The 26,915-nt window shown below is 24.6% G+C and carries 27 protein-coding genes and 1 pseudogene; 4 read left to right on the top strand and 24 right to left on the bottom strand.

Annotated elements, in window-relative coordinates:
* The 5 genes from trmD to AACK83_RS07020 all read right to left on the bottom strand — a co-directional run bounded on the left by trmD (position 1) and on the right by AACK83_RS07020 (position 3,050).
* Positions 1-762: a tRNA (guanosine(37)-N1)-methyltransferase TrmD gene (gene trmD / locus AACK83_RS07000; RefSeq protein WP_338957232.1), complete on the bottom strand. Its 762-nt coding sequence runs from the start codon at positions 760-762 to the stop codon at positions 1-3.
* Entirely contained in the window at positions 755-1,270 is a 516-nt protein-coding gene (gene rimM / locus AACK83_RS07005) for a ribosome maturation factor RimM (protein WP_252319423.1), read from the bottom strand. Before rimM ends, trmD begins: the two co-directional genes overlap by 8 nt.
* A 1-nt stretch (position 1,271) precedes the next feature.
* On the bottom strand, positions 1,272-1,499 hold the full coding sequence (locus tag AACK83_RS07010; RefSeq protein WP_338957234.1) for a KH domain-containing protein: 228 nt from the start codon (positions 1,497-1,499) through the stop codon (positions 1,272-1,274).
* Positions 1,500-1,542: 43 nt separating this feature from the next.
* Entirely contained in the window at positions 1,543-1,917 is a 375-nt protein-coding gene (rpsP, locus tag AACK83_RS07015) for a 30S ribosomal protein S16 (RefSeq protein ID WP_308699597.1), read from the bottom strand.
* A gap of 260 nt (positions 1,918-2,177) precedes the next feature.
* Positions 2,178-3,050 carry a hypothetical protein gene (locus AACK83_RS07020; RefSeq protein WP_338957240.1) on the bottom strand — a complete coding sequence of 291 codons (873 nt, stop codon included), beginning with the start codon at positions 3,048-3,050 and terminating at the stop codon, positions 2,178-2,180.
* Positions 3,051-4,152: 1,102 nt separating this feature from the next.
* Between AACK83_RS07020 and AACK83_RS07025 the strand changes: the two genes are divergently transcribed.
* Together AACK83_RS07025 and AACK83_RS07030 are read left to right on the top strand one after the other, a co-directional pair.
* Entirely contained in the window at positions 4,153-5,130 is a 978-nt protein-coding gene (locus AACK83_RS07025; RefSeq protein ID WP_338957242.1) for a hypothetical protein, read from the top strand.
* A gap of 181 nt (positions 5,131-5,311) precedes the next feature.
* On the top strand, positions 5,312-5,656 hold the full coding sequence (locus tag AACK83_RS07030; RefSeq protein WP_252320582.1) for a hypothetical protein: 345 nt from the start codon (positions 5,312-5,314) through the stop codon (positions 5,654-5,656).
* Between the two features lie 66 nt (positions 5,657-5,722).
* On the opposite strand, the gene lpdA is transcribed toward AACK83_RS07030, so the two are convergent.
* The 19 genes and pseudogenes from lpdA to AACK83_RS07130 all read right to left on the bottom strand — a co-directional run bounded on the left by lpdA (position 5,723) and on the right by AACK83_RS07130 (position 25,494).
* A complete protein-coding gene (gene lpdA / locus AACK83_RS07035; RefSeq protein WP_338957249.1) occupies positions 5,723-7,219 on the bottom strand; it encodes a dihydrolipoyl dehydrogenase in 1,497 nt (498 codons plus the stop codon).
* A gap of 16 nt (positions 7,220-7,235) precedes the next feature.
* Positions 7,236-8,537: a dihydrolipoamide acetyltransferase family protein gene (locus AACK83_RS07040; protein WP_252320586.1), complete on the bottom strand. Its 1,302-nt coding sequence runs from the start codon at positions 8,535-8,537 to the stop codon at positions 7,236-7,238.
* Between the two features lie 30 nt (positions 8,538-8,567).
* Positions 8,568-9,608 (bottom strand): alpha-ketoacid dehydrogenase subunit beta, encoded by a 1,041-nt coding sequence (locus tag AACK83_RS07045; protein WP_286642632.1) that lies wholly within the window; start codon positions 9,606-9,608, stop codon positions 8,568-8,570.
* A gap of 2 nt (positions 9,609-9,610) precedes the next feature.
* On the bottom strand, positions 9,611-10,768 hold the full coding sequence (locus tag AACK83_RS07050) for a thiamine pyrophosphate-dependent enzyme (RefSeq protein WP_252320590.1): 1,158 nt from the start codon (positions 10,766-10,768) through the stop codon (positions 9,611-9,613).
* 363 nt (positions 10,769-11,131) lie between these two features.
* Entirely contained in the window at positions 11,132-11,572 is a 441-nt protein-coding gene (msrB, locus tag AACK83_RS07055) for a peptide-methionine (R)-S-oxide reductase MsrB (protein WP_338957257.1), read from the bottom strand.
* Positions 11,573-11,601: 29 nt separating this feature from the next.
* A pseudogene (locus AACK83_RS10630) lies at positions 11,602-12,797 on the bottom strand (NADH-dependent flavin oxidoreductase).
* A 1-nt stretch (position 12,798) separates the two neighbouring features.
* Entirely contained in the window at positions 12,799-13,836 is a 1,038-nt protein-coding gene (locus AACK83_RS07070) for a lipoate--protein ligase (protein ID WP_338957261.1), read from the bottom strand.
* Between the two features lie 37 nt (positions 13,837-13,873).
* On the bottom strand, positions 13,874-14,242 hold the full coding sequence (locus AACK83_RS07075; protein WP_338957263.1) for a hypothetical protein: 369 nt from the start codon (positions 14,240-14,242) through the stop codon (positions 13,874-13,876).
* Between the two features lie 39 nt (positions 14,243-14,281).
* Entirely contained in the window at positions 14,282-14,737 is a 456-nt protein-coding gene (locus tag AACK83_RS07080) for a prolyl oligopeptidase family serine peptidase (protein ID WP_338957266.1), read from the bottom strand.
* Positions 14,738-14,896: 159 nt separating this feature from the next.
* Positions 14,897-15,346: a hypothetical protein gene (locus tag AACK83_RS07085; protein ID WP_338957268.1), complete on the bottom strand. Its 450-nt coding sequence runs from the start codon at positions 15,344-15,346 to the stop codon at positions 14,897-14,899.
* Between the two features lie 257 nt (positions 15,347-15,603).
* Complete coding sequence (locus tag AACK83_RS07090) at positions 15,604-16,050, bottom strand: hypothetical protein (protein ID WP_338957270.1); 447 nt, start codon at positions 16,048-16,050, stop codon at positions 15,604-15,606.
* 515 nt (positions 16,051-16,565) lie between these two features.
* Positions 16,566-19,151, bottom strand: a complete 2,586-nt coding sequence (locus AACK83_RS07095) for an endo-beta-N-acetylglucosaminidase (RefSeq protein WP_338957272.1) — start codon at positions 19,149-19,151, stop codon at positions 16,566-16,568.
* 6 nt (positions 19,152-19,157) lie between these two features.
* Positions 19,158-20,036 carry a hypothetical protein gene (locus AACK83_RS07100; protein WP_338957274.1) on the bottom strand — a complete coding sequence of 293 codons (879 nt, stop codon included), beginning with the start codon at positions 20,034-20,036 and terminating at the stop codon, positions 19,158-19,160.
* A gap of 32 nt (positions 20,037-20,068) precedes the next feature.
* Entirely contained in the window at positions 20,069-20,722 is a 654-nt protein-coding gene (locus AACK83_RS07105; RefSeq protein ID WP_338957277.1) for an ABC transporter ATP-binding protein, read from the bottom strand.
* A 2-nt stretch (positions 20,723-20,724) separates the two neighbouring features.
* On the bottom strand, positions 20,725-21,453 hold the full coding sequence (locus AACK83_RS07110; protein ID WP_338957280.1) for a hypothetical protein: 729 nt from the start codon (positions 21,451-21,453) through the stop codon (positions 20,725-20,727).
* A gap of 88 nt (positions 21,454-21,541) precedes the next feature.
* The gene (locus AACK83_RS07115; RefSeq protein ID WP_338957282.1) at positions 21,542-22,534 is read right to left on the bottom strand and encodes a lipoate--protein ligase; all 993 of its coding nucleotides are present in this window, start codon (positions 22,532-22,534) and stop codon (positions 21,542-21,544) included.
* A gap of 7 nt (positions 22,535-22,541) precedes the next feature.
* Complete coding sequence (locus AACK83_RS07120) at positions 22,542-23,678, bottom strand: alpha/beta hydrolase (RefSeq protein WP_338957284.1); 1,137 nt, start codon at positions 23,676-23,678, stop codon at positions 22,542-22,544.
* A gap of 39 nt (positions 23,679-23,717) precedes the next feature.
* Positions 23,718-25,220, bottom strand: a complete 1,503-nt coding sequence (locus AACK83_RS07125) for an FAD-dependent oxidoreductase (RefSeq protein WP_338957286.1) — start codon at positions 25,218-25,220, stop codon at positions 23,718-23,720.
* A 136-nt stretch (positions 25,221-25,356) separates the two neighbouring features.
* Complete coding sequence (locus AACK83_RS07130) at positions 25,357-25,494, bottom strand: hypothetical protein (RefSeq protein ID WP_252319741.1); 138 nt, start codon at positions 25,492-25,494, stop codon at positions 25,357-25,359.
* 680 nt (positions 25,495-26,174) lie between these two features.
* Here AACK83_RS07130 and AACK83_RS07135 point away from each other — a divergent pair.
* Both AACK83_RS07135 and AACK83_RS07140 read left to right on the top strand, forming a co-directional pair.
* Complete coding sequence (locus AACK83_RS07135) at positions 26,175-26,306, top strand: hypothetical protein (RefSeq protein WP_338957288.1); 132 nt, start codon at positions 26,175-26,177, stop codon at positions 26,304-26,306.
* A 12-nt stretch (positions 26,307-26,318) separates the two neighbouring features.
* Positions 26,319-26,837, top strand: a complete 519-nt coding sequence (locus AACK83_RS07140) for a hypothetical protein (RefSeq protein WP_338957290.1) — start codon at positions 26,319-26,321, stop codon at positions 26,835-26,837.
* Positions 26,838-26,915: the final 78 nt, after the last annotated feature.

The following is a 26,915-nucleotide window of genomic DNA, read 5'->3' on the forward strand; positions in this document are numbered from 1 at the left end:
TTATTTCTCCTTTCGTTTATTTTTTTTAAGTGAAGATTTATATTCTTCAATTATTATTTTATCTTTTGCAGATAATTGATATTTTTTAAATAAATCAATTCTTTTTTTATAAGTATTAATTAATGCTTGTTGATGACGATATTCTGCTATCTTTTCATGGTGACCACCAATTAAAACTTCTGGAACTTTCATACCTAGTACTTCTTCTGGTCTTGTATATGTTGGATAATCCAATAATGAGTTATTAAAAGAATCATTAAGATGAGATTGATGTTGAATAACATTAGGAATTAACCTAGTAATACAATCAATAATAACCATTGCTGGTAATTCACCACCAGTTAATACATAATCACCAATTGAAATCTCTTCATCAATATAAGACATAATGCGTTCATCAATACCTTCGTAATGACCACAAACTAAAATATAATTAATATTTTTTTGACTATATTTATAAGCTAATTGTTGATTTCATTGTTGACCTTGTGGACTAAGTAAAATTGTTTTAGTCTCAGGATATTTAAGTTTTACGCTATTAATAGCATTAATTACTGGCATTGCTTGTAAAACCATACCATTGCCACCACCATAAGGAGCATCATCAACTTGTTGGTGTTTATTATTAGCAAAACTTCTAATATCAATAATATCAATGCTAATTTGTTTTTTAGTAATAGCTCGTTTGATGATTGATGTTTGCATAAAATCATTAAAAGCATTGGGAAATAAAGTTATAATTGTGAATTGGTTTTTAGTCATTATTAATTAATCCTTCAATAATATTAAAATAAACTTTTTGTTCTTCTTTATTAATTTTATTAATAAATACTTTATTATTAGGAATAAAAAAGGTTTTTTTATTAGTCATTTTTATTTCTCATAAACCTTGATGATTATTATCTAAGAAAGCAATAACTTTTCCTAAAAAAGCATTATTATTAGCATCAAATGCTTCATAATTTAGAATATCTTCATAAAATCAAGGTAAGTTGTCATTAATTATTTCTTCAGTATTAATAACTAAATTTTTATTTTTCATACCTTCTACTAACTCAATAGTATTATAATTTTCAAATGTTAATAATAAAAACTGCTTATGATTTCTTACTCTTGAAATAATTAAAGGTGTTAGTTGTTTAGTTTCTTCTAAATAAACTGTTGTTTTTTCTTTTCATGAAAATTTATTACCATAATAATTACATAAAACCTTAACTTCACCAATAAGACCATGAGTATTAACAATAGTACCTAATTCTAAATATTTCATCTTAAAACTCATTAATTACTAATTTAATAGTATTGTTTTCTAAATATGCTTTGCTTTCAATAATTGTTGATAATGCACGAATAGTATTTCCTTTTTTACCAATCAATACTGATATTAATGATTTTGGTACCATTAATATTAAATCATAGTGATTTTTTTCTACTAATTCGCGAATCTCAACTTCACAAATTTTATCAAGTAAAATTGGTTCAATTAAACCTTCTAACAATGTTACATACATATTAATTAATCACTTGTAGCATATTTTAATATTAAGTAGCGGGTGCTTCTTCTTTTTTAATAGAATCAGTAGTAGCAGTTTTTTTATTTTTTACAGTAACTTTTTTTGTTATTTTTTTAGGTTTGCTACTTTTTCTCTCTTGTCTTAAATTATGAAATTTAGTCATAATTCCTTCTGCTGATAATAAACTACGAACAGTTTCTGTTGGTTGAGCACCATTTGATAAAAATTTTAATGCTTTTACTTCATCGATAGTTACTTGTTTTTCTTTGCTTGTTGGATTATAAGTACCTAATTTATCAATATATCTACCATTTAGTTTTGTTCTTGCATCAATCGCAACAATTCTGTAACTAGGTTGCACTGATTTACTTTTTCCTGTTGGTATTAAGCGTAATTTAACCATAAATTACCTCCTTCTATTAATTTGTGGCAAATAAACCTTTTTAATAATATCTTATTCACATAATGATGTCAAGTTAAAATACTTAACAGATAAAAAGATTTTAAAATAATAATTTCTTTATTTTTACTAAGTTACATATTTTTTCTAAATAAATAAGTTTTTCTATTAAAAACACTTACTGATGTAAGTATTTAAATAATTTATTTATTAATATTTAATTATTAAAATTAACAATTATTTTAATAACTATATTTATCTATTTACATTTTTGGCAAAATTGGTTTACTAAAAATACTGGTTGATTGAGAACTTACGTCATCATCATTAATAAATGGATTTAATTTTTCTGGATAAGAAGATTCTTCACTATCGCTACTTGCATTTGAATCAAAACCACTATCTTGTGAACAAAATGAACTTCTTTTTTTACTTAGTACTTCAATTGCTTCCTCTGAAATTTCACATTCAGGTTCATTATTAGTTTTTTCACTGAGCATTTTTTTAAATTCTTCTTCTAAAATGTCAACTTCTGCAAGAACACTAGTTATTTCAAACATATTTTTCTTTAGTTTTTCAATCAAAATAGTAGTTTTTTCTTGTTTTAGTTTTTCATTTTCTAATTCTTTCCCTTTTATCAATTCTTCATTATTAATTTTATAATTTTCTAATTCTTCTTGTTGAACTGTTATTTTTTTATTTCAATCTCAAAAACCAAAAGTAATAATTTTTAAAAAATTATTTTTTCATTTAGTAATTTTTTTATTATTTAAACTTGCAATAATAATACTATATTTATTATTGACTACTAAATAATTATCAATAGTCTGTTGATTTTGATCTAAAATTTTGGCAATTTGTTCTATTTCATATTTATAATTTTCCTGATATTTTTTCTTAGTTTTTATTATTTCTTCTTTTAAAAAAATAAAAAAATTGTTATATTTTTGTTCTTGTTCTATAGTTATATTAAATAATGAAAAAATATTGTCTAATTTTTCAATTAATTCATTATATATTTCTATATTTTCTCTTATTTCATGATAATAATATTGTTGCATCAAATCTATACTATTAATATTATTTGTATTTAAACTTTTTATAAACTTATTTATATTAACTAAATCATTTACCATTCTTCTTTACCTCTTATTTTTTTTATTAATAAACCCATTTACTTAAAAAAAGCAATGGGTTAAAAACTTATATTAAACTTAATAATTATATTGTACATATTATTTTTTGTTTTACAAAATTTATTTATTTTTCATAAAATTAGTTTTTTTTACTCTTATTAAAGTCAAAATACTATAATTTTAATAATCTATTTTATAATTAATTTATAGTAAAAAATGCTTTTAATTAATAATTATCGCTAATACTAAAGTTTTTTATTACAATTAATAATAATTTCCAAAAAGAAGAAGTTTCAAATATTATGTGTTAGAATAAGAATACAAGATTCACACTATCACATCTTGTCCCATAAGTGTTTAACTAAGTTTTTGATTATAAAATTAATATTTAAAAAATTAGAAAAAATATAAAAGTTTATAAAAAACTTGCATAACAAATTATACTTATTTAAAAATTATTAGACTCCCTTGTATAAAGAATTTGAGATAAAATATGAGCATTACTTCAATTTTAAAGTATATGTTGATGTTATATAAATATAATAATAGTAACCTACTTTAAAATCATTAAATAATTTTAAAAATAACATTTTAGAATTTAAAGTTAATAATATTTTTTAACTTGTTTAAAAAATTATTAAAATTGGTAATTTTTACTAAAATTTAAAAAAGTCATTTATAATGATAGGAGATTAAAAGAGATAACTGACTTTTAAAATATATTTTAATTAAAAGTTATCAAATTATAAAAGAAAGTTAGGTGCCAAATAATGTTAATTAATATAACAACTAATAATTACATCATTAAAATAGAGGTTTTTTATTTCAATGTTTCATTGATGCAAACTTAACTATTGAACAAAAAAATACATCTGATTATCTAATGATTTAAAAAATTTTTAAATATTTTTTCAAGTGATTTAAAAATCTAAAGTTAATAGTCATTTTTTAACTTGTTTAAAAAAATTATTAAAATTGGTAATTTTTACTAAAATTTAAAAAAGTCATTTATAATGATAGAATATTAAAGAAGATAGTTGACCTTAAAACACTTTTTAATTAAATTATTAAAACTACAAAAAAGAAAGTTAGGTGCCAAATAATGTTAATTAACAAAACAGCTGATGAGTGTATCATTGAAACTGGCGGTGCTTTATTCCAATGTTTCGTTGATACAAATTTAACTGTTGTTCAAAAAAAAATGTGTATAAATTGAATTGTTTTATTTTTAAACTATCAAGATGCAGTTATTCTTTGTGATGAAGAAAAAATTAATAGTTTACAAAAAGAACTTTCAGAAACATTCACAACAGATTATTATAAAAATGCTTTAAAAGAATTTAATAATGCAAATCTTATATATAAAAAAACTATACTTACCAATTTTAAAAACGTATGTTTGGAAAATACTTCACAAGATATTATTAATATTATCACTCAATTCCATCAGTCATTTATTAAAACAATAGATGAACATAAAAAATCACTTACCTTTTTGAATTTAAATAAAATATATGAAAATCTTTTATTATTATTTTTTATAATTCACTACCATTTAGGCTATCAATTTAAACAAGAATTAATTCCAATCATTAGAAGTTTCACTAATATGATTAAAATTCCTATTTATATTGAACAAAATGATAGTCATGTTAAAATGTTATTAATGAAAAAAATTTTGCAAGATAATGAACAATTATTTGAAGAACTCGAATTAATTCAATTGAGAAACTTTATTCATAGTTTAGATGATATATTTGCTAATGGTCTTAATATTAGTAGTGCTATTGAAAAATTAATATTAACTAGACCACATAAAATAAAACATTCAATGAATATGTTATTTAAAAAACACGGTATTAAACTACAAGAAATACTTTGAAAAAATAATAAAGAAAGTAATCCTACCATTGGTAATATGATTATGCACTTATTTGCTTATGAAACATATTATGTGCAAAGAAATCACAACTATGAAACATATGAACAACTAGTATTAAATAATGTTTTAACAGATCCTCTTTTTCAAAAAATATTTATTGAATATAAAACAAAAAATCAAATCAATAAGGTTATTTAAAAATAATGATTACTTTAATTTTTTACTTAGAAAATTAAAGTAATTTTTTTACACTTTTTTTATTTATAGATCATATATAAATATTTTTAAATATCATTATAAAATTAACTTGTCACTACTATTGGTTTTTTATCCAAAGTGACATAATTAACATTTTTATCTCGAAAGGAACAATAATAAAATGTCAACAAATAAATATGATTTTGATATTGAAAAAGATAAAAATTGAGAACAAGCAGTGAAATGTAAAGAAAATATTTTTATTAAATGCCGAACAGAAAAAAATACTATTATATGCAAATTATTAGAAGATAAAGATAAAACAGAAATGCAACAAAATGAAGTAAAAACATTTCAAACACTATTTAAAAAAAGAACGTCAGAAAATAATAATTTATGTAATGAAAATTTAGAAAATATACAATTTGAACAAATAACTACATGAAATAAATATTTACAAAAAGAAATTAACAGTAATACCACTAATTATTTTTTTGATAAAAAAAGAAGAAGCAATACTTTTTAATCAATATTATATTAATTTTACAATAAAAATGTACCTTTAAATTTTTAGGTACATTTTTATTATTTTCTATTTTTTATTAACTTTGTATCATTCTAATTCTAAATCTTGTGCAACATCCATAACTACTTCTGACATTGTTGGATGTGGATGACAAGAAGAGGCTAATTCAACAATAGTACCTTCCGTTTGCATAATATTAACAATTTCAGCAATTATATCAGTAGCCGTTGAACATAAAATATGAGCACCTAGGATTTCTCCATATTTTTTATCAATAATTATTTTAACAAAACCATCAGTCTCACCATCAGCCAATGCCTTACCATTAATAGTAAATGGTATTTTCTTCATCAAATATTCTTTACCTAAAGATTTACATTCAGTTTCAGTTAAACCAACACTTGCCACTTCAGGGAATGAATAAATACAACTAGGCATTTTATTATAATCTACTTCTTGCTCTTTCAATGGCTGATTATCAGCATCCGTTCTACCTTCTTTAACTAAAATATTATTAAGTGCTGCTAATCCTTGTGTTGACGCAACGTGAGCAAGCATTCTTTGACCATTAGCATCTCCAATTACATATATATTATCAATAACATTATTGTTAGCATCTAAAGCTTCCAATTTATTATTTACGGCAAATGCTTGATTGGGTTTAATTTGAATTCCCAAATTAGTAAAACCTTCAGTAATTGGCGTTCTTCCAGTACTTAATAAACAATAGTCGCTAGTTACTGTTAATGGTTTTTTATGTTCTTTATCGGTTGCAGCATAATAAGTTAAAGTTTTATCCTTTAATTCATTAACACTATGACCAGTAATAATATTAACACCATTTTTTTCAAGAATTTTAGTTAAAGTTGTACTAATATCTTCATCTAGTAATGCTAAAATACGATCTAAATATTCAATAATAGTAACTTTAGTACCAAGTGTACTAAATAAACAAGCAAACTCAATTCCAATAACACCACCACCAATAATAGTTAGTGTTTTTGGAACTTCTTTTAAAGAAAGAATTTCAGTCGAAGTTAATAATGTTTGGTTTGTTTTTAAATCTTTTTCACTTAAACCTTGTGGACCATTAGGATTATCAAACATTTTTACTTTTGAACCAGTAGCAATTATCATATATTTAGTAGTATATTTCTTTTCTTTACCGTCTTTAGCTTTCATTAAAATCGTATTTTTATCAATAGCACTTCCAGTCCCTAATAATTGTTCAACTTTATTAGATTTCATTAAAAAGCCAACACCACCAGTTAAACCTTTAACAACACCAGCTTTACGATCTTGCATTACTTTTCAATTAATTTCAATATTTTTTTTATCTTTAATAGCAACACCATATTTATCAGCATTTTCAATATAATGAAAAACTTTTGCGCCCTTTAGTAACGTCTTAGTAGGAATACATCCAACATTTAAACAGACTCCACCTCAGTTATCTTTTTCAACAATTGCAGTTTTTAAACCCATCTTTGCTGCTCGAGCCGCTGTTACATAACCACCAGGACCTGCCCCGATAATTATTAAATCAAAATCATAGTTAGACATCTTTTACATTTTCTCCTTAAGCTAAAATTAATGTTGGATTTTCTAATAACTCTTTAAGTCGAGAAAGGAAATAACCAGCAGGTGCACCATCAATAACACGATGATCAATTGAAAGTGATAATGGAAAGAACTTATGTTCAACAATTTTACCATCAGCAATAATTAGTTTTTTTTGCATCATTCCTAGACCCAAAATTGCTACTTCTGGATAATTAATAACTGGTGTTCCCATTTCAATTCCTGCTGAACCAAAATTAGTAATAGTAAATGATCCACCTTGCATTTCATCACCTTTTAATAGCCCCTTACGAGCTTTATCACCCAATGAATTAACTTGTCTTGCTATTTCAAATAATGAAAGTTGATCAGCATTTTTAATAACAGGAACTACTAAACCCTTTTCAGTATCAGCTGCCATACCAATGTTATAATATTTTTTAACAAGAATTTCATTATTAGCCATGTTCAAAGTTGAATTAAGTAATTTAAATCGTTCTTCTTTTAACGCTTTAGCAACAGCCTTTACAAAGAATGGCATAAATGTTAATTTAGCACTACCATCTGGATCTTTTTCCGCTGGTTCTTTTAAAGTTGCACGTAATTGTACTAAGTTTTCAGCATCAACATTAATCATTAAACTAACATGTGGTGCTGTATAAACTGATAATGACATTTGATTAGCAACAGCCTTACGAATTCCTGATAATGGTAAATGTTCAACATTACCAAAACTTTCGATTTTAGTAACATTAATACCTTGTGAACTAATAGTTGTAGCAGAAACTGAAGATATTGAATTAATAGGTGTTGTTGATGCAGTAGCACTAGTTGTTGTACCACCATTCTTGGCATTTAATAAATCATCTTTTAAAATTCTACCACGAGGACCAGTTCCTTTAATTGTTCCCATATCAACACCTAAGTCACGAGCCATTCTACGTGCTAATGGTGTTGCTAATACTTTACCCGTTTGTTGAATAGGTTGCACATTTTGTTTTGGTAATTCAACTGGTGATACTGTAGATGTACTAGCAACTGATTCAGATTTTGGTGAAGAATTTGTTGATGAAGGACTTTTATTATCACTAATCGTCCCACCAAACTCAACAATAACAGCACCTGACTTAATACTATCTCCTTCTTTAACAAGAATCTTAGAAACTTTACCATCTGCTTCGGCTTTAATACTATCTGAAGCTTTATCTGCTTCGATATCAACAACATTATCACCTTTTTTTACATTATCTCCAACTTTAACATGAATTTGAGTTACAGTAACTTCATCTATTCCATCCATATCTTTAAACTTCAATTCCATCTTTTCACTTTCCTTTCTTTAAACAACTAACTAAACTGGATAATTCATCATTAGTTTAACTTTTTCCATAATTTTATCTGGACTAATTATAAATCATTTTTCACCTTTAGACAGTGGAACAGTAATATCATAACCCGTTAATCTTGTTGGAGGACATTCTAAATATTCAAAACACTTTTCATTAACAACGGTAATAATTTCTGAGGCAACTGAAAATGAACGAACCGCTTCTGAAACAACTAATAATCTTCCTGTTTTTTTAACAGAATTAACAACTGTTTCTTCATCTCATGGTTGTAATGTTTGTAAATCAATTAATTCAATTTTAAAATTTTCTTTTTCTTCTAAAATTTTAACAGCAGCTTCACAATCATAAACTTTTGAACCATAAGTTACAATCGTTAAATCAGGTTTTTCTTCAGCCTTATATTCTTTAAGAACTTTAGCTTTACCAAGAACAGCCACTTCATAAGCATCACTAACTTCTTCTCTAACATCATATGTATAATTATTGCTAGTATAACTATTGAAATAAGTTCCTAAACATTCTAAAACAATAACAGGATCTGGACTTTCAATTGCTGCCAATAATAATTTTTTAGTATCATTAGGTTTTGAAGTCATAACTACTTTTAAACCTGGAATATGACAAAATAAAGCTTCAATTGCTTCTGAATGATGCTCCAAAGCACCATTATTACCATTATTTCAATCATATGAAGGCATACGTACTACCATTGGACAAGTGAATCTACCACGAGAACGATTTCTCATTCGTGCAGCATGACATAACAATTGTTGAAAAGCAGGGAAAGCAAATCCTGAAAATTGCATTTCAATAATTGGATTTAAACCATTAATTGCCATTCCAACGGCACTACCAGCAATAACTGCTTCAGCAATTGGTGCATCAAAACAACGATTAACGCCAAATTTTGCTTGTAAACCTTTAGTTGCTCGAAAAACACCACCAACATTACCGGCATCTTCACCATAAACAACAACATTAGGATTTTTTTTCATTGCTAATTCTAAGGCTAAAGTAATAGCTTGCACATTATTTCTTTTCATAATTATTTTTTCTCTCCTTCATTGAAGAAAGCTTTTGCTTCTGCTTTTTGTTCTATTAATTGTGGTGTTAATTTTTCATATGTATAATCAAATATTTCATCAATTGAAACACTTTCATTTTTTAATGCTCAAGTAATTGCATCATTAACCTTTTTAGTAATTTGTTTATCTAATTCTGCTTGTTTGTTGTCATCTCAAAGTTTAATTGATTTTAAATATTCTCTAATACGATCGATTGGATCTTTTTTTAATCATTCTTGTTCAATTTTATAATCTTCAGCAGAAAAATAATCTTTTTTAATATCAAAAGCAGAATGCGCATTTTGACGATAAGTAACAGCTTCAATTAATGAAGGACCATTACCTTTTTTTGCTCTTTCAATTGCTTCTTGTGTAGCATAATAAACAGCAAAAAAATCATTACCATCAACACGAATATTAGGTACACCAAATGCTGTTCCTTTTTGTGCAAAAGTTGGACTCATTGTTGCTTTAGCAGTTGGTGTATCTAATGATCACTGATTATTTTCAACAAAGAAAACAACAGCTAATTTATGGATAGCAGCAAAATTAATTGCTTCAGAAAACTCACCTTCAGAAGTACCACCATCACCAATCGTAGTAATAACAATTCCTTTATCTTTTTTATATTTTTCAGCAAAAGCAATACCTGTTGCATGTGAATATTGAGTAGCAATTGGAATATTAACTGGTAAAATATTAACACCTTTCGGCATTTGACTTCCCATTTCATTTCCTAATCAATATTGAATTACTTTTTCAACTGGATATCCAGCAGTAATTCATGCTGCATTATTACGATAAGCCGGTACTAATCAATCAATACCTGGTCGTAAGCAACTAGCATAAGCAACTTCAACACCTTCTTGACCTTTTGAAGATAAAAAGTTAATAACTTTTCCGATTACTTTTGGAATTCCATTTACTAATTTAACTTGTCCTTTTTCATCTTTTTCATAGTTTAATTCCATTTGCATTTGTTCTTGTATTCGTGAAAAACACATGTTTTCATATGCTTTTAATAAAACCTTACTATCAAATTTTTTTAAATAATCAACAAAATTAGGATTAATTACTCCTTTTTCATTTAATATTTGAAAAATTTCTTTTTGGGGATTATCAAATTTCTCAACTCACATTTAAATTTTCCTCCTAAATATTTTAGTTAATTGCAGTTACACTTTTAATTATACTAATTTTTAAAATAATGAATGAACATACCTTTTCATTATACTACTAATAATTGTTGGTTCAAGATAATTTGTACTAAAATATTAATTTATCTCCGGTTTTATTAATATACTATTTTTTTTATTTCCTATTATCATGTAAAAATGAAAAATATATTCTAACAATAAACAAAACAGAAAAAATAATTTAAATCATAATATCATTGTTTATTTATTTTTTACAACATAAAGTCCTAATAAAATTAGGACTTTATAATAAAATTTATAATCATAAAACATTATCAAGATAATAAATATACAATAAAAATATTTTTATTTAATGTAAGATAAATATTCTTCATATCCTTCTGTAATCATTTCTGATAACGGAATAAAACGTAAAGCTGCTGAATTAATACAATAGCGTAAACCGCCTTCTTTTTGTGGACCATCCTTAAAAACATGTCCTAAATGAATATCAGTTTTTTTAGAACGTACTTCAGTACGCTGCAACATTAGGTTAGTATTATCTTCCTTTTTAAGGATAACTATTTCACTAATTGGTCTTGTAAAACTTGGTCAGCCATGACCAAAATTACATTTATCTGATGATGCAAATAATGGTTCACCTGATAAAATATCGACATAAATTCCCTTTTCCTTATTATCTCAATATTTATTTTTAAAAGGAAGTTCCGTTACTGAATTTATAATGACCTCATATTGTAAAGTAGTTAACTCATTAATAGTTTTAATTTTTCATTTTTGTTTCATATTTTTATTACCTTTTTCTAAACAAAATATTAATTTTTAATTGAATAATTATTTTCTAACTTTCTTAACTCATCCCTAGTATCCTTAGGTAAACTTTCACCATAATCCATAAGTTTAACCATTTCCTTAAAAGCAGCTTTAGGAATAGCTAATTTTTCAATATCTTTTTCAGTAATATGTAAATTAATTTTATCAATTTGCATAGTTTTTATTTTTCTAACAAAATCAGGTTCGGCTACAAAAACAGAAGATAATCCTATCATATCTCCATATTCTAAGGCTTCTAAACATTTATCAGGACTATTTATACCACCACTCACAATAACAGAAATACGTTGATTAATGTGTTGATAAACAACTTTATTCACTAATTGATTAAAATATTCCCCCTGAGATTGAACTTTATATTTATATATATTTCTTCCCCAACTAGCTAGTGCTAAATAATCAATTTTAATGTTTATTAATACTTGATCCATGAATTGTAAAAAATCTTCAATTGGATAACCTATTTCTTGACCTCTAGTTTCTTCAGCTGTAGCTCGATATCCTAAAATAAAATTTTCACTAGCATGCTTATCAATTGTTTCTCTTACTGCTTGTAAAATTTCTAATCCCAAACGTGAACGATTTTCTAAATTTTGATTACCATAAATGTCATTTCTTTGATTACTAATTACTGAAAAAAAGCTTGAATTAAAAGTTTTTGTGCTGAAGAAATTTCGACACCATCAAAACCAGCTTCAATAGCCCTTAAGGTATCTTTTTGATAATCTTTAATTAATTCTTTGATTTGCTTAATACTCAGTTCTTGAACTTCATGTGGAAAAGGATACATAAAAGATTGCTTAGAAGGTCCAACTACATAACCTAAACGATTTAAACTAATTATAGAAAAACGACCTGAATGTGCTAACTGTAAAATAGCTTTTGCACCTTTTGATTTCATAGCATTAGCAACTTGTTTTAATGAATCAATATGTTCATCATTAGCAGCAGAAAAACCAAATTCAAAAATTTGTCCCTCTAAATTAATATAAGCAGCACTAGATATCGCTAAGTATGCACTATGAGCTCTTTTAAGAGCATAATCAATATCTTCTTTACTAGCAAAACCATCATAACTAGAAACATTTAAGGTAATTGGTGAAAGCACAAACCGATTATCAAAAACAAAATTTTTAATTTTGATTGGTGAAAATAACTTAGAATATTTTTTATTCATGTTAACTCAAAATTAATTCTAAAAATTGGTCATTATCTATTTTCTTTAAAAAATATGAAGAAATATCCAATTCTTGTAATTTTATTTTTAAATCTTGTTTAATCATTTTAGTACCTTCAAGACCTTTCTCAAAAATAGTTAAATCTTTTGTAGCAAAAAAATCACCACTAATTTTGCAACTTTTAATTTTACCATTATCAATTATTAATGAAATATTCATTGTTCCAATTTCTAAACGTGCTTCACGATTATATTGATAGCGAGGACTTAAACCATAAACCCATTCTCAATTCTTATACTTTTGATCAACTAACTTGTCAATTTCTAGTCATTGCTCATTTGATAAAACGTATCGTTCAACATCTGCTATTTTTTCTACATTCATCAATCGTTTAATAATTTCATCTTTAAACTCAAAAATAGTTAATTTTTTGAATTGTTCATTAAGGTGATTTTTTAATTTATCTACTCTTTGATTAATTGATTTAATTCCTTTTGATTCAATTTTTTTACGACTTGGTTTAAGTGCCAAGATCATAGCATCCAAATCAATATCATAAAGTAATGAATAACCACCATAAATAATATTATCTTCTTTTAACATAGCTGCTCCAGAAACTTTTTTACCATTAATTGTCAAATCATTTTTTCCACTTTGCATGATATTTTTAATCCCCATATCTTTAAGCACTTTTATAATTGGCTTATAGAATTCTTGGTAATTAGCATAAATCGAATTAGTATTAGAATTTAATGGAATTAAAAAACAAAAATTTACTGAATTTGAATCAATAAAAATAGCTCCTCCTCCAGTATCACGACGCACAACTGGAATATTATTTTTATCCAAATATTCTTTATTAACTTCAACCTCTGGATTTTGAAAATATCCCAATTGAATATGAGGATCACAAATAAAAAGAAATATTATCGTTTTGTTTTTTACTTTTAAATTATGTAGTGCTCATACTTGAATCGCTAAAGCATAAGCTCCATCTTTGATATATTTACCATTTCTTATAGGTTCAATTAAAATCATAATATTCCTCCAATTTTATTAAATTTGTAAATCAATTTTAATTATCTTCAAGTTCTAAAAATTCTTTTTCAACTACATCTGTTAATTTCAAAATTCAATTATCTTTAGACTTTTTTGAATTGAAAAGAGTTGGATTTTCAATTGCTCTTTGATTATATTCCAAAACCTTTCCTGTTAGTGGACTGCGCGCATGCAAAATAGCTTTTGAAGCCTCTACTGTTAATACTAAATCATTTTTATTAACTACATCATTTTCTGTATTATATTTAACATAACACGCCATACCCATATCATCTTGTAATTTGGGTGTAGGACTAATTATGTATATATTATCTCTTTTTTCTATTATTAAACAATTTGCATTTTTTTCATTTTTACCCCCTAAAATAAAATAAGAAATGTTCAATGAATAAATTAAGACTATAGTAATTTTTCTTAACTCTATCTAATTATTATTCATTTCATATTTATTGATAAAATTTTTTATCTCATTAATATAAGTTTGATGAGCATTTGGCAAAGTTTCAACATGACCAATATTTTCTAAAAATAAATAATTATAATTTTTATTATTACCTTTAATTTGAAAATTATGAATAACATTAGCCATGAAAAATGGGACAAAATCATCTTTTTTACCATGAATTAATAAGGTAGGAACTTTAAATCCTGTTTTTAGTTTTTTTAATAAATCATATTCTAAAATATTTGTATTTGTAAATTTTTGATATCTTTTAGATATACCATTACTAATTAATCATCAAGGTTTTTTATAACGATATTGCATGACGTAACGAAATTGAACAAGTAGATTAGAGAATCCACAATCGGTAATTGCTCAATTAATTGAACTGATTGGTGCATAATTCAACAAATAATAATTAATTGTTGATGCACCCATACTATTACCAATTAAACCAATTGTTTCAACTTGATAATTAGTCTTTAATCAATTAATTAAACAATTAACATCTTGCGCACAAGTAAGACCAGTATCACTATATTGACCATAAGTTTTACCATGAGCAACACTATCAAATGTTAAAATATTATATCCTTCTTAATAAAATCAAGACACTAACCTTAAAGCTAAATATTTATTTTCAGTTCAACCATGAAAACCAATAACTCATTTGTTGCTTTTATTTTTTTGAATAACAGCTAAACAACTAATATCTTCATTATTATTATTTTTAATAACAAATTCTTGATAATTTTCTTTTTTTCAATCAATTGGATAACCATATTTATTAAGTTCTTTAATCTTACAATCATAATAATGATAATCAAAACTATTAATATCAACTAATTGATCATCATTAATTTTAACATTTCCTTCTTTTTGATAAGTAAAACAAAATTTAAAAAATTGTTTTTGATATTTTTTTGAATAAAAATAAACAAAAGGAAATAATAAAATAACTAATAAAATTTTGCTAAAAGAATAACAAAATTTTTGATAACCATTCATTAAAATTTCGTCACTAACAGAATCATTTATTACCTTCATTTCCCAGTCTCTCCTATCTAACAAATTTGTATCAAATCCATATTTGATTAAAAAAATAACTAGTTTTATTTCTTATATACCGTGTCCTTTTTTTGTTACAATCTAATTTTCCTTAAAAAATATTTTTTTTCAAGATCTATTTTTAAATTTCATAATTTTTCTTTTTTTAATTATAAAAATAATATATTATTCAATATTTAAATACACTTATTGAATATTTAAAAATTAAAAAATAAGAATATATTTTGTTTAATTGCTTATTTTCTAGTACCATGTAAAAAAGAAAAATATGATCCAACAGCAAACAAACCAATAAATGTTAGGCAAGAAAATACTGGTTGATAAATATTGGTGAATGATAGTTTATAATCAACTGAAGGAACAATCTGATAAAAATTATAATAATTTTTATCACTTTGACTATAAAAAATAAAATTAATTCAAGTTATATATTTTTGTGGTACAAAATATCCAATAATAATGGTTGGTGTTGAAATTGTATATGTCATATCAATAAAAAAATCACCAAATAAAATAGAAGTTAAAAAAATAATTATATTAATTGTTTGAATTATATAAGGATTTTTTATAGAACCAGAAATTAATAAAGCCAAGAAAAAAATAACAATAATATTTAGACTAATACTAAATATAAGACCAAATCATTGTGAAAAAGTTTTCATTGCTAATATTCATACTGTCATGATATTAGTTCCTTGTAACTGATCAAGAAAAAATAAATATCCAAGTAATATAAATACTGTACAAAAAGAAATAACAAAAATAACAATTAATAAACTTAAAATAAATGCAATCTTATTGATACCAAAATTGTGTAATTGTTTTTAAAAAACTGATTCGCGTCATTGACAAATAAGATGTCCAATTAAAAAAATATTAAATAATATTGGTAATAAAATATAACTAGAAACTATAATATAACGATTATATTTAATAATTGACTGTGATGTTAAAAAATAAACTAAACTAAGTAAAATAACAGGCATTATTAAAAAGTAAATATAAGTTCTAAATGTTTTTAAAATCGTTTTAAACATATAACTTATACAATGACTAAAAATTACTATACTATTTTTATTTTTCATATTTCACCTTTAAATTTCTATATTAAACACAAATGATTGTTGAGAAATAACATTATTGTTATAAACTGGTTTAATCATTAATTTTAACTGATTATGAATAGATTTTAAATTTTTTAAAAATAATAGTTTTGACTAGTTTCGCCAATACGATATCATTTTTTTTCATCAAAATAATAAATAGCATAATAACTTAAATTTTCAATATTAACAGCATCTCATTGAAAACGAGCATTGTATAATATTTGATTATTAACTGTTCGATTAATTACATATTCTGATTTTGGATTTGAAATTACTGTATTTTCTTTGATTTGATTATTAGTTGTTGGACTATTTATTTCAAATTCACCAACATTAAACTTAAAATTATTATTAGTTGCTTTAATTTGTAATCCTAATTTAGAAATACGATTAAAAGTATTAATACCACCAATTTTCTTTAAATCTAAAGTAATTTTAACTCAACCACCTTGTAACTTTTCTTCATTATTTGGTGAAAAAGTTTGACGGTTTGCTATTAACGATTTTTGATCAGTAGTAGTAACTAAAAAATTAACTTTAGCATTATTATCACTATTAGTATTATAAATAAAACTAATTTGATGGTCATTTTTAATTAAATTAGTTCCCATAATATCTCAATCATAAACTTTATTTGTATTTCAATCGCCATTAACTATACTACCTTCTTCATTAAAACCCGAACCAATAGCAATTGAATTTCCTTTTTCATACACTTGATCATAATCATAAAAACCAGAAATTTTAGAGATATCTAATGGTTGTTCTGGATGAGCATCATCATAAATTTTTCATTGATAAGTTGGTAAAATATCAGTTAATCTACGATTTGTTCATGGATAATCATTAGCAACAATACTATTACCATTTTGATCATGATTAACAAATTTAATACCACTACCCATTGAAAAATTAGTTTTCTTATTTAAAATTTGATTATCATCAAATAAAGTAGTTCGTTCTTTAACTAAATCACCAATGCCATAACTTGATGAGTTATAACCATTATTAGTTAAATAATTATAAATAGTATCTTTTACAAATGGATTTGGCTTTCCTTTAGTAACTGCAGTTTTTATTCTAGGATCCGATATAAATGCTGCCTCTTGATAATTATCACTTGCATTTCAACCTTGATAATCATTTGCATTATTATTTGCTTGCATACCAATATTATTATTTCTAATAAAAGTATTTGTTCCTGAAAATTGAATATTATTAAATAAATTTGTTGTTTGTGTCGCAAATAAATAAGCTCTAGTATCATTAACATTATGATTTTTAGCTCAATTATAAGCATACGATCCAAATGTTCCAGCACCATTATCTAAAAAATCAGAAATTCCAGTATACACATTTTTATTATATTGAGGTTTACCAGCAATCATTGTTTCTGCATAACCTAATTGTCGAAAATCATAACTTCCAAAAAATTGGGCATTAGCTCCAGCATCAAGAATAGTATTTAAATTTTTACCACTATAATTTGGATAATCTGTTAAAAATGATGTTGTTTTATCTGGTGTTTCACCAAAAGTTAATTGAATATCAGTTGGTGTAACTTCACCATTAGTTTTACGATAACCACTATCTGCCATTTTTAATGTTTCTATATCATTATATCCACTAACACTTTTTGAAACTGTAGCACCATTACGATAAAAAATTATTTTTAATGATTGAATATTTGGATCACTAGCAGTATCTACTTTATAATTAAACTCTTTAATAATTTCGGCCATAACATTATAATCTAAAACTGTACCATTGGGAGCAGCACCGTTTGGTTCATTATTAATAAATCAACCATCAAAGCCATTATAATTAGCAATATTAATTAAAATATCAACTATTTTATAAGTACCATCACTATTTTTACTAAGAAAATCTTTTAACATTTCTTTTGTTAAACCATGATATCCATCAAGAAAAAGATTACCAAATATTGGTGTTCCATTAATGTGTGCACTATCAATAACATCAGCTGGTGGTGGAACAATTGGTCCTTCAAATCAAGAACCTGACCAATTAATAAAATAATTAGTATATTGTCAATTTAATGGTGTATTTTCAAATGGATTTTTTGTCCCCACTATTGTATTATCAAAAGTACGATGTTTTCGTGTTGAAAATCCTAGTTGATTATAATTAATATTTTCATCTTGGTTACTTGAGTTGTATGTTGCTACAAATTGACGTTTCTGTAAAGGTACTGTTGCTCGATTATACTTTGCATCATAGTCTTTTTGTGGATTCCAATCTAAAATTGAATTCATTCTTAAATATTTTCGAGCTGAAGAAGTTATTCCAAAATCAGAAGCATAATTACCATTAGGCATAAAACCTTTATTTAAAGGAATGCCAGTCACTGCTTGTTTTTTAATGTTTTGTGTTCATTGAAAACCAGTATTAAATTTTGAATAATTTAAATAATGACCAGTATTGCTTGGTTTAACATTTCCCAAATCATTAATATTACCAATATTATTAATAACATTTTGCGAGTTAGTATTATCAAAATTAATACCATCTCCATAATCTGAATTTGTTCAGTCAAAATTTGGTAAACCATTTAAATAATCACTACCATCTAAACTACCAATATTACAAGCAACTACTAAACTAGCAGGAGCAGAAATTAAACTAAAAACACTAAAAAGTAATAATATTTTTTTCATCAATTTTTATCCTTTCATTCCTCAATTAAAAAATCTTTTTGATAAATAAGAAAACAACATAGTAAATATCAAGATTCCAATTAATGTTTGCCAAATACTAGTAAAAACAACAAATGATATTTCATTATAATTTTGAATAATTTGACTTATTCCTAGTGAATCTAAAAATTGATATGAAGTAATCAACATATTAAACCAAATAAAATATTTAGTTGGACACAAATAACCAATAACAATAAATATTAAATTATTGTTAGTTACTGTTGGTTGAATTAAAACATCCGAAAAAATAATGAAAAATATGGTAAAAATAGCAAGCATTACAAATGATAAATTAAACTTAGGAAAAAATGTTGTAATAAATATGTTAGCAACTGTTAAAAAAAATGTTAATAATATCATAGCAAATATATAGAAAATTCAAATAAATCATCTAATATTAGAAAGTAAATTTAGATGAAAATTAAATATTGAAATTAAAGAATAAATATTATAACAAATAATATTAATACTTACTGATAATGATACCATTATTAAATTTGATAAAAAAATTGTTAAAATAATATAATATTCATTAATACCAATTATTTTTATTCTTTTTAAAAAGTTTTTCTTTCGCCATTCAATCATAAATATTCCTAAATAAAAAGATGAAATAAAAACTGATATTGATAAAAAATTTAACAAAATGGGGGGTAAAATTTGATAATAACTATAATTATTTCATAATCACGATGATAATGCAGAAATTAAAAAACCTAATAAAAATACAAAAATATAAGTTCTAGGATTTCCAAAAATTACTTTTGAAATTAAAGAAAAAAGTCTTGAAAATTTAGAAACAGTACTTTGTTTGAATAATTCTTTAGTTACCATTAACTTCATTTTGATAATACTCCACCATCATTTTACGTAAACTACCATATTTTTTTTATAATTGCATCAATACTTTGGTCTTGATAAATTTCACCATTTTTTAAAATTACTACCCGATCACAAAGTAATTCAACTTCTTCTGGTGTGTGTGAAACAATTAATAAATTAATTTTTTTAATTTCTTTTCATGACTTAATAAAATTAACAAGTTTAATTTGCATTTTTAAATCTAAACCAGTAACTAACTCATCTAAAATTAAAATTTCAGGATCATTTAAAATTGATAAAAAACAATTAAATCTTTGTCTTTGACCACCCGAAAGTAAAGAAATTTCTTTTTTCAAAATATCATTTAACTCAAAAACATCAATTAATCCTTTGCCTTCTTCACTTTTAATATATTTTTTATTTTTATAAAATTTAATTAAATCAATAATTCGTGTACCAACTGGTCAATAACCTTCTTGAAATTGAACACCAATTTTCCGACTAACCTTTTTACCAACATCATCAAGAAATAATACTTTACCTGATGTTGGTTTTAAAACTTGTGAAATAATTTCAACCAAAGTAGTTTTACCAGAACCATTAGCACCTAAAATAGCAAGCGATTGTGAAGCAGGTATCTCTAAATTAATATTTTTTAAAACCTGATTTTTACCATAATTTTTACTTATATTTTCTAGAATAATCATTTTTATTTTCCTTGTAAATTATTATTTAAAATTTCTTCATATAATTGATTAAACATTTTTTTCATATCAGAATCCAAAATTAATAGTGGCTTTACTGTATTGTCACTGGGTGGTTTATTTCACATATATTCACCTTTGTTATTTCGTTCCACATATTTATCAAAAGTATAAAAATCAATATCAATTGATTTTTCAATTGTTCTACCTAAATCTTGAATTCAAATTTTTACTCATTGAAAATAAAAACCAGCTTCAAAATACTTCATAACTCATAAGTTTAAATATTCATTTGCATTAATATAATTACTACTTGGATCATTAATTTTATTAATAGTAAACTCAATAAAATATGTTCGCAATGTTAAGGCCATGTATATTTGCATTGATTGTGAATGAATAATTTTATTATTAATATAATCATTAATATCTGCTGTTGGTATACCAATTTCATCATAGCCAGGTTTACCAGCATTTTTACTTGCTGAATCACGGTATTTATCAAATTCAGCAAGATAAAAATTATTAAAACCATTAACAATATTATCATTAGTTTTACCTACTTTATCAATAGCATCTTGATATAAAAATTGTCAAACATTTAATTGATTTCTATCTTTTTTTGGTCAACCACGTGTTGGATAAAGAATATCATTTATACTATTTGTTTGATCAAAACTATTATTTACTAAAAATGTAATAACATTGCTAATTGGTGTTATAAAAATAAACATTATAAATAAAATCCATAAATATTTCTTCATATTTCCTCTTTAATATTAGTTATAAAAGTAAGGATATCATAAATAAGAATTTTATTCATTATTTTATGATACTTTTTATGATTTCTTCAGCAAGAAAATTTTCACCAAAAATTTCGTTAATATTAGCATTTTCAATGATATTAGTAATAGTTGCTACATTATATTTTTGTTTTTCTAGTTTTTTTTCTAAACTAGTAGTACCTGCTGAGCCTAGGAAATCACCATATATTTTAATATTTTCAATAATTCCTGCCTTAACATTCATTCAAACGTGAATAGTTCCTTTACTAGGAAAAAGTGTTTTATGTTTTAAATCAAAATCTGGAGATTTACCATAAACTCAATCTCAAGTTCGATATTTAGTATTTGCTAATGATTCAATATCAGCAATCATTTTTTCAGAAAATTCCATAATCTTTGTATTTTTTGTACTTTTTAATTGTTCAATAATTAAATTTTGAAATTCTTCAATTGTTATTGGTGGATTTAATAATGGTAAAATATTTGTTACTCGTGCTTGTACTGATTTAATACCTTTTGATTTTAATTTATCCAAATCAGGTTTTAATACTTTTGGTAACATTTGCATATCAACATTAAAAAGAATAGTACCATGATGTAAAATTCGATTTTTATATGTATATTGGGCATTACCCGATATTTTTTTATCATCAACTAAAATATCATTTTTACCACTAAATTGAGCATTTAAACCTAGATTTTGTAAAACATTAACTATTGGTTTTGTAAAAAGAGCATAATTACGAGCATTATCTTTATTTTTATCAAGAATAAAAGTAAAATTTAAATTTCCTAAATCTTGATAAACAGCTCCACCACCAGATAATCTTCGTACAACATTAACTTTTTTTGTTCTTACATATTCATTATTAATTTCTTCAATTGTATTTTGGTTTCTACCAACAACAATAGTATTATTATTTTGTCATAATAATAAGATTTCATCAGTTATATAAGGATTAGTAATCAAATATTCTTCGGCTGCTAAATTAAAATATGGGTCTTTGCTATTATTAATATAATAAATCATTATTAATTTAATCTCCTTTATCTTCGGTTTTAAAATTTGTTCATTTATTAACAAATTTTAAAGTAGTTTTGCAATATGTATCATAATCGGTAGTGACGGCTCTTATATGTTTAGCAGATGGCATAATTAATAATTCACTTATTGTTTCTTCTTCATAATTTATTTTCTCTTCATACATTTTTTGTGCCATTGTTGCTGGTACAGTTTCATCATCATTACCATGAATAAATAATACAGGAATTGAAGAACAATATTTTAATTTATTAATAGGATCAATACTATTAATATTAAATTTATCTTTTAACCTAAAGAAAAATTTAACACCATAATAAAATCAAAATCAATGAAGGTTAAAGTATTGTTTACCCATAATTTTAATAATATGACTAAAACTATCAAATCCACAATCAGAAATTGCACATTTAACACCAAATTTACCAGTATCAAATCGAGATATTGTTTCCAAAACAGTACTGGCACCCATACTATTACCAATTAAAGTAATATTAGGAGGTTGTTTAAAATCTGTTTCTGCTAAATAATTATTAAGACTTAAAATAACAGCATATAAATCATCTGCTTCTTTATTACCAAAAGTAATTGCATCATGGATATTATTACTACCATGACCTCTTGTATCATAAGTAACAATACTATATCCCTGTTCATAAAAATGTTTAACTAAATATAAAATGCTATAGCGATTTTGTTGTCAACCATGAGTTGCAATTATTCATTTATGATTTTTATTAGATTGATGATTATTAATGAAAAAAGCTGATAACAAGCGATTATCATAAGTAGTTATCGTCATATCTTGTGCTTCCATCATATCCCAATTACTATCATCAATCATTAGTTGTAGAGCATTTTGTAATTCCATATCTCGATTATAAAAACTCAAAGTATTGAGATCAATTTTAGCAAAATTTGGATTAGTACTTCGTCCAATTCGTTGAAAATTTTCCATAACATTTCGCATCATCAAACCAATAAAAAAATTAGTAATTAAAAAAGGAATAATCCATAATGGAAAAGTAAATATCAAAATAATTTTTAATCATCAAGCAATTTTATATTTACTTTCTTTAACTGGTAAAGTCATTCTTGCTCTAAGTTTTAAATATTTTTCATTACTAACCATTATATTTTATTCCTCTCAAAATTAATTTGATAAGGCAATCTATTTTTTCTTACCTTTTAAATATGGATCTGGATATGTAACATCTTCTTTTGTTAAAATTCCTGTTGCTAAAAGTGCTGCCGCAGTAACAAAGTTATAAGGCTTATTAAAGTGTGGTAAGAAATACATATCAATTAATGGAATTTCATCAATAGTAACCTTTTTCAATATTGCTAATGAAAACATTGCAATTGTTTCTGTATGATCATGAGTTGAACCAATTTCAGCTCCAACAATACGACGAGAACTCTTTTCTCATATAATTTTAATTTTTACTTCATGATTTTCACTCATAAAAGGTGGAAACACTGTATCTTGATAAAAATATGCTTCTACATTATTAGATCCTAAAATTGCTTTTGCAGAAACTTCTGATAAACCAGTAGCACATAGTTTTCAACCAAAAACAGCAATTGCATTTGTTCCTTGAACACCAGGAAAGGCGATTCTTGTTTTAGGATCTGTTTTTGCAACATTTAATCCAGCAATTAAACCACTACGTACAGCATTAGTTGCTAAGGCAATATTAACATTTTTATTTCAAGCATTTGAACGAATATTAATACAATCACCAATTGCATAAACATTAGGATCTGAAGTTTGAAAATATTCATTAACTTCAATTGCACCACGGGGATCTAAGCTAAGTTGAACTTTACCATTCTCATCTTTCAAGATAGCAGTATTTGGTAAGAAACCAACAGCCATAATTACTAAATCAGCTTTATATGTTCCTTTATTAGTTTTTACTTCACTCACTTTATCATCTTTAATAATAAATTCTTGTAAAGTTTCTCCTAATTGTAATTTTACTCCTACTTTTTTCATATCTGCTTCAACATCATTTGTAAATTCTTCATCATAATAACGAGGCATAATACGATTTTCAAAATCAATTAAAGTAACTTCTTTTTTATCTTTATAAAAAGCTTCTACTAATTCAATACCAATATAACCTGCACCAATTACTACTACTTTTTTTACTTCTGGTTTACTCAAATCAGAAATAATTTCTTGAGCATGTTGGTATAGTTTTGATAAATGAATGCCATTTGTTAATTTAACACCATTTAAAGTATCTTTAACAACTACGCCATCTTTATGAGCAATTAAACCGGGAATTTCTTTACCACCTGGATTTAAGATTGGTCATGAACCAATCCCTAATACTAACTTATCATAACTTTCAGTAAATACTTCATTAGTATCTAAATTTTTAATAGTAACAATTTTAGCTTTACTATCATATTTAATCATTTCATGTTTTTCTTTAATTTTAACACCTAATGCTCTTAACTTTTCAATTGTGGCATAAAATAATCCTTTTGGATCAGTAAATTCTTTACCAACTCAAAGCGCAATTCCACATCCTAAAAATGAAATATTATCATTACGATCATATGCTACTACTTCATTATTTGGATTAGACCTCATAATTGCCTTTAGTGCTGTTGTTCCGGCATGATTAACACCTATAACAACTATCTTTTGTTTTCTTTCCATGCTAAAATCCTCTCTTACTTATTACTTTTTTTCAATTTCTTTTATTGTGTAATCACAAATACAAATATATATTATTTTATCACTTTTTATTTAATAGTTACAACTCTTTCTTTCGGTAGACAATATACCATTCATTTTAAAAACCTAAAATTGCAATTGGTCAATTTCCATCATGATAATTATCTTTATTACTTTCTTCTTTTCAATCACGACAAGTAACCCTACTACGACTTGATGATGACTTCTTAGTTAATTTATTAATTTCATTTATCATATTTTTATCAAAATTTTTAGGACGGTTGTCAAATTTACGAAATAATTAATTATTACATTAGTAACTTATTTTCAAAAATGAATTATTTGAAAAATAATGAAAATTAGACAAAATTACTCTCTTTAACCCTTAAATTTTTAAATTTATATTCGACGTATTTTAAAAAATATACATTTAAAAAAAATAAAAATTATTATCAAAGTTATTAAGGAAAAAGACAAGAAATAATCTTGTCTTTTTTTGTAATTGTAAAATTTTAAAATTTTTAATAATTTTCTTTAATACTATTATCAACACGTGTTAAGGAATTAAAAAAGTGAACCACAACACAGTTGTTCAAAATAGTGGCTAGCATGTGGACTTGCATGGATAAATAAGAAGTGGATGATGCCTAATAAAATATACTAACCAGAAATGGTAATTCTTGGGGTGGGAGCGAATTGGAAACTAGTGTATATAGACCTGTTGTAGGGACCTATTGTATTAATTCTATTCTTTATTTAACCAACCTTGCCACTCCCCAGTGAGCAAGTGTTGGTTTTATTTTTTATTTTTTTTGAAAAATTTTTTGGGCGAGAAAATAAATTTCAAACTTGTAAAAAAAATTGAGCGGGACCGGTTCAATTAAAAATATTAATTTGCTAAACGCAAATTAAATAAATATTGAATCGAATGCCTCAATGTTTTTTAAAATTTCACAATTTATTTTTGAGCCCAGAATTGCTGGAATGAATAAAACGAATAGTAGTATTATTAATAATCTAAAAATCAAAATATATGTTCTTTATGCTAGAAGCAACAGAACATATTAGGAAAGGATTATTATGCAAATAGAATTTAAAAAAGAACAAATTGTTAAAGATAGACCACAATCTATTCTTATTGATTATGGTGAATATAAATTACAATGTCCAAAATGAATGGTTAAAAATAATAGTTTTATTGCTGATGATAAATATACATATTGAGTTTTTAATTTAGAAAATATTAAAAGAAAATTAAGTGGTAATGAATTAATAAAATTATTAGAACCATATATTAAAGACCAAAAAATAACTGTTAATAAACCAACCGCTCCAAAAGAATATTATCTTAATGATATAAAACTTGAACCATTAAAATTTTATGAACAGCATAATAGTTGATTTATCGGTGAAATAACAGATAACAAAACTAAAATTACTAATCCTTGTTTTAAATATAACATTACGTGAGAAGAAAACAGAAAAGATTTTAAAATAAATAATCCATATAAACATGATGATTTACCAATTAATTATTTAGTTACTTCTTATAAGGAAATTTCAACTCATAATGAAAAAGTATTTTTGTTGAACATGTAAACAAAATAAATTAGATTATTTATTCTTTAATACTAATGATATAAAAACAAGAAAATATTTTTTAAGAGATAAAAATGG

The sequence above is a fragment of the Spiroplasma endosymbiont of Tiphia femorata genome (assembly GCF_964020225.1).
GTDB lineage: Bacteria > Bacillota_I > Bacilli_A > Mycoplasmatales > VBWQ01 > Spiroplasma_E.